7 protein-coding genes are annotated in these 7,522 nt (G+C 62.3%); 2 read left to right on the top strand and 5 right to left on the bottom strand.

The annotated features are described in order from the left end of the window. Positions 1 to 232 precede the first annotated feature (232 nt). Positions 233 to 853, bottom strand: a complete 621-nt coding sequence (locus VGL01_RS17640) for a LysE/ArgO family amino acid transporter (protein WP_331571554.1) — start codon at positions 851 to 853, stop codon at positions 233 to 235. A gap of 99 nt (positions 854 to 952) precedes the next feature. Here VGL01_RS17640 and VGL01_RS17635 point away from each other — a divergent pair, with 99 nt between their 5' ends. Continuing rightward, complete coding sequence (locus VGL01_RS17635) at positions 953 to 1,852, top strand: LysR family transcriptional regulator ArgP (protein WP_331571552.1); 900 nt, start codon at positions 953 to 955, stop codon at positions 1,850 to 1,852. Between the two features lie 58 nt (positions 1,853 to 1,910). On the opposite strand, the gene VGL01_RS17630 is transcribed toward VGL01_RS17635, so the two are convergent. Both VGL01_RS17630 and VGL01_RS17625 read right to left on the bottom strand, forming a co-directional pair. Continuing rightward, positions 1,911 to 2,774 carry a DUF72 domain-containing protein gene (locus VGL01_RS17630; protein ID WP_331571550.1) on the bottom strand — a complete coding sequence of 288 codons (864 nt, stop codon included), beginning with the start codon at positions 2,772 to 2,774 and terminating at the stop codon, positions 1,911 to 1,913. Positions 2,775 to 2,942: 168 nt separating this feature from the next. Continuing rightward, positions 2,943 to 4,463, bottom strand: coding sequence for an oligopeptide:H+ symporter (locus VGL01_RS17625; RefSeq protein WP_331571548.1), 1,521 nt, complete (start codon positions 4,461 to 4,463; stop codon positions 2,943 to 2,945). A gap of 345 nt (positions 4,464 to 4,808) precedes the next feature. Here VGL01_RS17625 and VGL01_RS17620 point away from each other — a divergent pair, with 345 nt between their 5' ends. Continuing rightward, the gene (locus VGL01_RS17620; protein WP_331571546.1) at positions 4,809 to 6,230 is read left to right on the top strand and encodes an OprD family outer membrane porin; all 1,422 of its coding nucleotides are present in this window, start codon (positions 4,809 to 4,811) and stop codon (positions 6,228 to 6,230) included. 77 nt (positions 6,231 to 6,307) lie between these two features. Here the strand turns inward: VGL01_RS17620 and VGL01_RS17615 are convergent, their stop codons facing one another. Further along, positions 6,308 to 6,553 (bottom strand): hypothetical protein, encoded by a 246-nt coding sequence (locus VGL01_RS17615; RefSeq protein WP_173260884.1) that lies wholly within the window; start codon positions 6,551 to 6,553, stop codon positions 6,308 to 6,310. A gap of 276 nt (positions 6,554 to 6,829) precedes the next feature. Next, positions 6,830 to 7,399, bottom strand: a complete 570-nt coding sequence (locus VGL01_RS17610) for a TetR/AcrR family transcriptional regulator (RefSeq protein ID WP_331571544.1) — start codon at positions 7,397 to 7,399, stop codon at positions 6,830 to 6,832. Between the last annotated feature and the right edge of the window lie 123 nt (positions 7,400 to 7,522).

Raw genomic sequence — 7,522 nt, 5'->3', positions numbered from 1 at the left:
TGTCGTGTGTGATGATTGCATCGCGCAAGATCGCACACATCGTGACGAACAGTGCGAGTGCAATCGCCCCCAGGGCGCAATACCCGATAATTTTGATTTTCATGAACGCCTCTCAACGTTGACGGCTGGTCAACCGTTGGGGAGATATATATCAACTGCCGGCGTTTTGCAATCGAAAGCGAGGTGAAAGAAATATCGGGGGCAATCGATCGACAGCGATCGACAGGGATTGTCAGCGTAGCTGCGTGGCGGCCACGAGCAGCACCATGCCGCCGGTTGCGCCGTCGAGCAGGCGCCACGCGGACGCTTTCCGAAAAAGCGGCGCGAGAAACCGCGCGCCATATCCAATCGATACGAACCAGACGAGGCTCGCCGCCATCGCGCCGAGCGCGAACGCCACTCGCGCGTTTTCGGGTTCGCGCGCGCCGGCCGTTCCGATGAGCAACATCGCGTCGAGATAGACGTGCGGGTTGAGCCAGGTGAGGGCCAGGGTCGTCAGCACGGCCGCCCATGCGCTTTGCCCGTTCGGGCCGGCGCCATCGCCCTGGACTTCCATGACCGCATGTCCCGGGCGCAACGCCCGGGACAGCGCGCCGATACCGAACCACGCCAGATACGCGAGCCCCGCGTACAAAACGAATTCGACGAAACGCGGGTACCGCGCGGCGAGCGTCGATGCGCCGCCAACGCCGGCGGCAATCAGAACGAAGTCGGACAGGCTGCACAGTGCGACGATCTTGCCGACGTGCGAGCGCATGATGCCTTGCCGCAAAACGAAGGCGTTTTGCGCGCCTATGGTGACGATCAGCGACGCCGACAGCACGGCGCCATGCGAAAAAGCGGTCGGATTCATGGGATACGCAGGTGGACGTTTGGGGCGAACGAGCGTAGTCTGCGACTCGGCGGTATGCTAAGGAAAGCTAATTTTCGTTAGGCCAATTAAGCGTTTCTAATGCTCGACTATGCTTTGCTCAACGCGCTCGCGGCCGTGGTCCGTCACGGTTCGTTCGAGCGCGCCGCGAATGAATTGAACGTCACGCCCTCCGCGGTCTCGCAGCGGGTGAAGCTGCTCGAGGAGCGCATCGGCAGCATTCTCGTCAAGCGCGGACAGCCGTGCGTGGCTACGCCCTCGGGGGCGCTGCTCTGCCGGCATACCGAGCGCGTGCGTCTGTTGGAGGCGGAGCTGAGTGGGCGTATGCCGCTCATGCCGGGCGGCGGTGCGCTCGCTCAGGCATGGCCGACTTTGCGTGTGGCGGTCAACGACGACAGCGTCGGCACATGGTTCGTCGATGCCGTGGCGGCCTTTTGCGTCGAGCGCGAGACGCTGCTCGATCTGGTCATCGACGACCAGGACCACACCGCGCAACGCATCCGCGACGGCAGCGTGCAGGGTGCCGTCACGACGCAGGCGAGTCCCGTGCAAGGGTGCCGGTCGACCCGGCTCGGCACGATGCGCTATTTGGCCGTCTGCACGCCGCCGTTTTTTGCGCGCTACTTCGCGAGCGGAGTCGATCGCGATGCGCTGCGGCGCGCGCCATGCGTCGTGTTCAACGCGAAGGACGCATTACAGGCGCGGTTCGTGCGCCGGGTCACGCGTGCGGTCGTCGATCCGCCCGTGCACTGGGTGCCTCACGTCGGCGGCTTTTTGCGGGCATGTTCGATGGGGCTGGGCTGGGGCATGTGTCCGATGCAGATGATCGCGGAGCCGCTCGCGGCGGGGCAGTTGATCGAGCTGTTGCCGGGCCGGCAGCTCAATGTCGATCTGTACTGGCAGAGCTGGCGTTTGTCGATTGGGCTGCTCGACGAGTTCGGCGCCGAACTGAAAAAACGCGCGGCAGCGTTGCTCGATTGAGCGGGAATCGGCCGCCTGTCGCTCGATGGCCCCGGAACTGCGCTCGGCCGCGCCTACTCTAGTGTTTGGCCCGCTGTCCGACGCGTTCGATGAGCGCCATGCTTGCCGCCGGGTTCAGAGTCTTGAAGCCGCTGATCACATATAGGTAGACATCGCGTGGGGTATCTTTGCCCCCGAGCGATGCCTCGTCGCCATCGACGGTTTCGAGCCCCTGCGGCATACCGCCCGCGGCCCAGCGGCGCACGCGCTCGGCCCATTCATCGAGCGCCCGCTTCGTGTACCCGAGTGGATGTGCCTCTTCCGTTCCCATGATGCGGGCATAGACGAACGGTGCGGTGAGCGCTGCGATTTGAGGGTATTTGCTGTCGCCGGCTATCACAACGGCCACACGGTGCTCACGCGCCAACGCGATGAATGCCGGATCCCGGAAACTCTCGTGACGTACTTCCAGTGCATGCCGGATCGTGCGGCCGTCGACGCGATGGGGCAGCAGTCCCAAAAACGCTTCGAAGTCCTCAGGATCGAATTTCTTCGTGGGTGCGAACTGCCAGTTGATCGGCCCCAGCTTGGCACCGAGTTCGGTGACGCCGCTGGAAAAGAAGCGTTCGATCGATTCCGCCGCCTCGGCCAGCACGCGGCGGTGCGTTGCGAAGCGTGGCGCTTTGAGGGCGAAGACGAAATCGTCGGGCGTTTCGTCGCGCCACTTCGCGAAGCTTTCGGGCTTTTGGGCGCCGTAGAACGTGCCGTTGACCTCGATGGAGGTCAGCTTGCGGCTCGCGTATTCGAGTTCGCGCTTTTGCACGAGTCCTTCCGGATAGAAGGTCCCGCGCCACGGTTCGTAGGTCCAGCCGCCGATACCTATGCGAATATCGGCCGTCGAGTGTCGGGCAACTTTCAATATCGGCTCCGGTCGGGGTTGCATACCGCGCCGCGGCAGCCGGCGCCAGAGCCCATTTTAGGCAAAGTCGGCCGGGTTGGCCGCCAACTGCGCTATGCCGGTTGCCAAGCCCTCAGCATTGCTGCCTGGGCCCGACAAGGTATTGCTCGTCGGTCACCGGCTCCGAACAGGCCCGGCCCGGCGCAGCGCAGATCAGTCGGAGACGAATGCGCGCGAGCGAGCGCTCGTCGTTGCACCGGCGAGCACTGCCGCCGAGCGGCGGTGCGTGTTCCCGAGTCTGCGCATCAGTGGCAACAGCAGGATGGAGATTAGCGCACCTGCGGCGGCGAGCCACCCGAGTTTTGCAAAAAGATCGATATAGAGCGGAAGCGATTGCACCGCGGGCAAATCGTTCGATGGCAATTGCGCGAGATTGGCGACGACGCTGCCCAGATATTGCGCGACACCCGTTGCAACGAAGTACGCGCCCATCATGAAGCCGCCCATGCGCGCCGGGATATAGCGGGCGATCATCGCCAGCCCCAGCCCGCTGACGAGCAGCTCTCCGAGCGAATTGAGCCCATATCCCAGCACCATGAACCACGACGAAACACGGCCGTCCATCGCGTAGCGGCCGCTTACCGCATAGACGAAAAAGCCGGCCGCCACGGCGACGAATCCAAGCGCGAATTTCGTCGCGATGCCGACGTCGCGTCCGCCTTGTGCGAGGCGCGTATAGAGCCCCGCAAGCAACGGACTCATCAGCATGACCCAGATCGGATTGAGCGCCTGGAACTGGGCGGGGCTCCACGAAAAAAGCGTGACGCCGGCAATCGAGAGGGCCGGGTCGACATTGCGCAAAGCGAAGAGCGTCAGCGAGGTCGACATCTGTTGATAGAACACGAAGAAGAGAATCGATTGCAGCACCAGTACGAACGCCGCCACGAGTCCGGCACGCTCGGCGCGCTCGCAGGTCAGCGTCATCAACGCGAAGATCGCGACGATCGCCGCGGCGGCGACGTAGACGCACGCGACGGCAAGCGCCCGATGCTGAAGAACGAAGACCGTCGCAAGTGCGAGCGCGGCACCCGCCGCCAGCACCATGGCGAGGCGCCGACGATGCACGGGCTTGTCGTCGGGCGCCGAGCCGATCCGCACGAGCGTGCCGTATCGCGCGAGACAGCAGAGCACACCAACGGTCATGCCTGCACAGCACACGCCGAAAGCCGCATGCCAACCCCAGCGGTCCTTGATCCACGGCGTCGCGAGCATCGATACCGTGGAGCCGACGTTGACCGCCATGTAATAGATCGTGAATGCGCTATCGATGCGGGCATCGTCGCCTTCATAGATGCGCCGCACGAGGTTGGCCGCGTTGGCTTTGAAAAGACCGTTGCCCACCACGATCACGCCGAGCGCGGCATAGACGAATCCGAGCCTGTCGTCGGGAATGCCGAGCATCAGGTAGCCGACGATGAGCACCATCGCACCTAGCAGCATCGTGCGACGCGTGCCCAGCACCTTGTCGCCGATCCATCCACCGATCGAAGGCGCGGCGTAGACGAGCGCCGTGAAGGCACCCCATGTCAAGTTGGCATTGGCGTCGCTAAAACCGACGCGCTCGATCATGAAAAGCACGAGTAAAGCGGCCATGCCGTAATACCCGAAGCGTTCCCACATTTCAATCATAAAAATGGTGGTAAAGGACCGCGTTTGCGATCTAGAGGAATTCATCGATTAGGACTCCTTTATGCGGATTGTCATCGCGAGACAGAGTTGCGATGCTCAAACCTTGTTTCGCGAGTGAGCGCGAGCGCGCCGGAAGGTGGCTAGGCGAGGCCGCAGCGCCAAGGCGGAATCCGTGGTGCGCCTGAGCCATCGCAATGCCGCGGCGATTCTCATGAAGCGTCCGAAGTGCGTCACCTCGGGAATACACGGAGCACATCCTCCCCCGCACAGTTGATAGCTGCACACAAAAAAATTCTCGTGATTTGATGCCGCCTTTCTCAGTACTTATCTAGTATTTAGGCATCCTAACTAGTCTTAGGCGACTCAAAAACACTGATAGAAGAGCGGTGAATGAAAAAAGACAGCTTGTTTGCGGCTCGGCGTATCGCGTCAGCGCTTGCGATCGGGGCAACGACGTGGGCCGGTGCCGGGTTGGTTCGCGCCGACGAGCCCGCGGTCCCGCCAGTGCCCTCGGCCGTCGCCAATGCCGATCAGATCGAGGGGTTACCTCCCGAATCGATGCCCATGTCGGCGCAGCCGGCAATGGCCGGGCTGCTTGCGGGCAGCCGCCTCGATTTCGAGTTCCGCAATTACACTGACTATCTGCATAGCGTGGGCGGCCTGTCGCGCCATGCGTGGGTCGAAGGCGCGCAACTCAGATGGCAATCCGGCTTTACGCCGGGCTTGGTTGGCCTGGGCATCGATGGGGGTCTGTTCGGCGCACTAAAGCTCGATGGAGGAAACGGCTCGGGCAACATGGTGCACGTGGCCCGGCGCGGCGGTGGGGCGAACCAGCTCGCGTGGGCGTACCCTGGGCTCTATGACGTCAAGGCGCGTGTATCGGAAACCGTACTGAAGTACGGCGTGCATGCGGTTTCCAATCCGTTTCTCGAACCTCATGACAATCGTGCGTTGCCACCGACCTTTCTCGGCACGTCGCTTTCGAGCAGCGACGTGCGCAATCTCACGCTCCAGGCGGGCAGCTTCACCAAAGTGAACGCGCGAGGGCGCACCTCGTTGTCGGGCCTGCGCACCACGTACGGAGGCGTGCCGCTCGATCGCGTCAGCTACCTGGGCGGTACATGGTCGTATTCGCCCGAGGGCAGCGTTTCGTTTTTTGCAGATCAGGCCGACGATGTCTGGCGGCAATATTATGCGTCGATTCAACAGAGTACCGGCCATGTCGATACCGTGAAACTGACCGGCACCGCCAACGCCTATGCGACGCACGATGCGGGCGCGGCGCGCCAGGGACCCATCGGCAATCGTGCTTACAGCCTTGCACTATCGGCGCAGCACGGCCCCCATGCGCTGCTCGTCGGCTACCAGAAGATTGCCGGCGACCAGTTTTTCGATTACGTGGACGAAACGGCGGGCGATTATCTGATCAATTCGATGGACGTCGACTACAACGCGCCGCATGAACAATCGCTGCAATTGCGCTACACGTTCGATGGTAAATACGCGAACATGCCAGGTTTTTCGACACTGGTATGGGCACAGCAAGGCTGGGGCGCGGATGCGAGCGCATCGGCTACCCGCTACGGAGCTGGCGGCCCTGCGTACGGTTCGATCTACTTCAAGAACGGCCAGCCCGTGCATGGCCGGCACCACGAATTCGGCATCACGCCCACCTATGTCGTGCAAAGCGGCCGCTTCAAGCAAACGAAAATCGCCCTGATTGCGATGTGGCACGTCGGGTCGACCTATTATTCGGATCCGACGAGTCAGGTCTATCGCCTGGTCGTCACCGTTCCGGCCCGGGTGTTCTGAAATCGATATTCGCGCACAAAGAAAAGCGGCGGGCATCGAGCCCGCCGCGATCGGTCGAGACAGTCCGGGAGGCGGCTTCAGCGCGCGTGCTGTTCGCCTGGCAGCTCGGCGCCGTTGGCGCGAATGGCGGCGATCAGCTCCGCCGGCGTGATTTCGTACCGCACCTCCCGGTGAATGCCGGGCTTGCGTTCGTCGATTTCGATGAGAAGGATGCTCTTGCCGTCTTCCGCCGGCTCCAGCCGCAGCGAGCGCACTTCGCGTCCGCTAGGCTCGTCGATTTCGGTGAGCAGGGTCATGGCCCCGGTGCAACGGGTGGTGCGCATCGAACGTTTCCTCGAGTCGTGAATGAATTGATTTTACGGGCAGATCGGCCATGCGGACAGTGCCGCACGGAAAGCCTGCCGGCGCGCCACGCAACTCGGCCGCGCCATGCCGGCGACCGTGCTGCATGGCCCGATTCATGTCGATGAGTGTAACGCGACTTTTGCGCGCGTCAGTGGGTTTTTAAGGTGCTCGAACAGTGCCCGGCATGCAAGAATCCGTAGGGAGCGCTCAGCCCCTCCCGGTTGGTGCCGCCAGGCCTGCCGAGCCGGGCGCCGTCAGACGCAGTGCACGCGCTCGCTCTCGATCAGCGTCTGGGCGACCTCCCACGCGTCGCGTGCGGCGTCGGTGCGGCCACTCAACTGCCGTGCGAGCGTCGCACCGTCGAGCAGCAGCGCGCAGCGTTGTGCGAGCCGGACGGCAGCCGCACCGTCGAAGCGTTCGCCGAGAATACGCTCGAGCTGATGAACGAACGCCCGCCGTTGCGCAGCCGAGGCGGCAAGAATTTCGTTCTCCTCGGCGTGAAATTCCGATGCGGCATGGATGAGTATGTTGCCTGTGAACGATTCGGAGCGGAACCAGGCGTCGTGCCAGAAGAAGATGGCGCGCAGTTTGTCCAGTGGTTCGGTATGCGATGCCGTGGCGGCGGCGATTCCCGCGCTCAGTGCAGCCCCCTGCTCGTTGATGACCTCGACGACGAGACGGCTTTTCGACGGGAAGTACTTATACATCGTCATTTTCGCCACGCGCGATTCAGCGATGATCCGATCGATTCCCACGGCATGAAAGCCGAACTTTGCAAATAACCGGGTGGCGGTATCGATCAACGCTTTCTTTTTCTCACTCATTTTCGGCCCGCTTAATATATGTAGAAGTTGTGCATCTTCGCGGTAATTCCCGGTTGCCGAGAGATTTCTTCGAAGAAAACGTTGTTTCCCAAAAAAATATTTCTCGGCAGACGGCTTGCGACC

Source organism: Trinickia sp. (genome assembly GCF_036503415.1).
In the GTDB taxonomy this organism is placed as follows: domain Bacteria; phylum Pseudomonadota; class Gammaproteobacteria; order Burkholderiales; family Burkholderiaceae; genus Trinickia.
The sequence above is the reverse complement of the archived record's forward strand: the minus strand, read 5'-3'. Positions and strand labels throughout refer to the sequence as shown.

Bases quoted from the DNA above. Each gene is read 5' to 3' on its own strand.
- VGL01_RS17640 (WP_331571554.1), bottom strand. From the start codon at position 853: ATGAATCCGACCGCTTTTTCGCATGGCGCCGTGCTGTCGGCGTCGCTG.
- VGL01_RS17635 (WP_331571552.1), top strand. From the start codon at position 953: ATGCTCGACTATGCTTTGCTCAACGCGCTCGCGGCCGTGGTCCGTCAC.
- VGL01_RS17630 (WP_331571550.1), bottom strand. From the start codon at position 2,774: ATGCAACCCCGACCGGAGCCGATATTGAAAGTTGCCCGACACTCGACG.
- VGL01_RS17625 (WP_331571548.1), bottom strand. From the start codon at position 4,463: ATGAATTCCTCTAGATCGCAAACGCGGTCCTTTACCACCATTTTTATG.
- VGL01_RS17620 (WP_331571546.1), top strand. From the start codon at position 4,809: ATGAAAAAAGACAGCTTGTTTGCGGCTCGGCGTATCGCGTCAGCGCTT.
- VGL01_RS17615 (WP_173260884.1), bottom strand. From the start codon at position 6,553: ATGCGCACCACCCGTTGCACCGGGGCCATGACCCTGCTCACCGAAATC.
- VGL01_RS17610 (WP_331571544.1), bottom strand. From the start codon at position 7,399: ATGAGTGAGAAAAAGAAAGCGTTGATCGATACCGCCACCCGGTTATTT.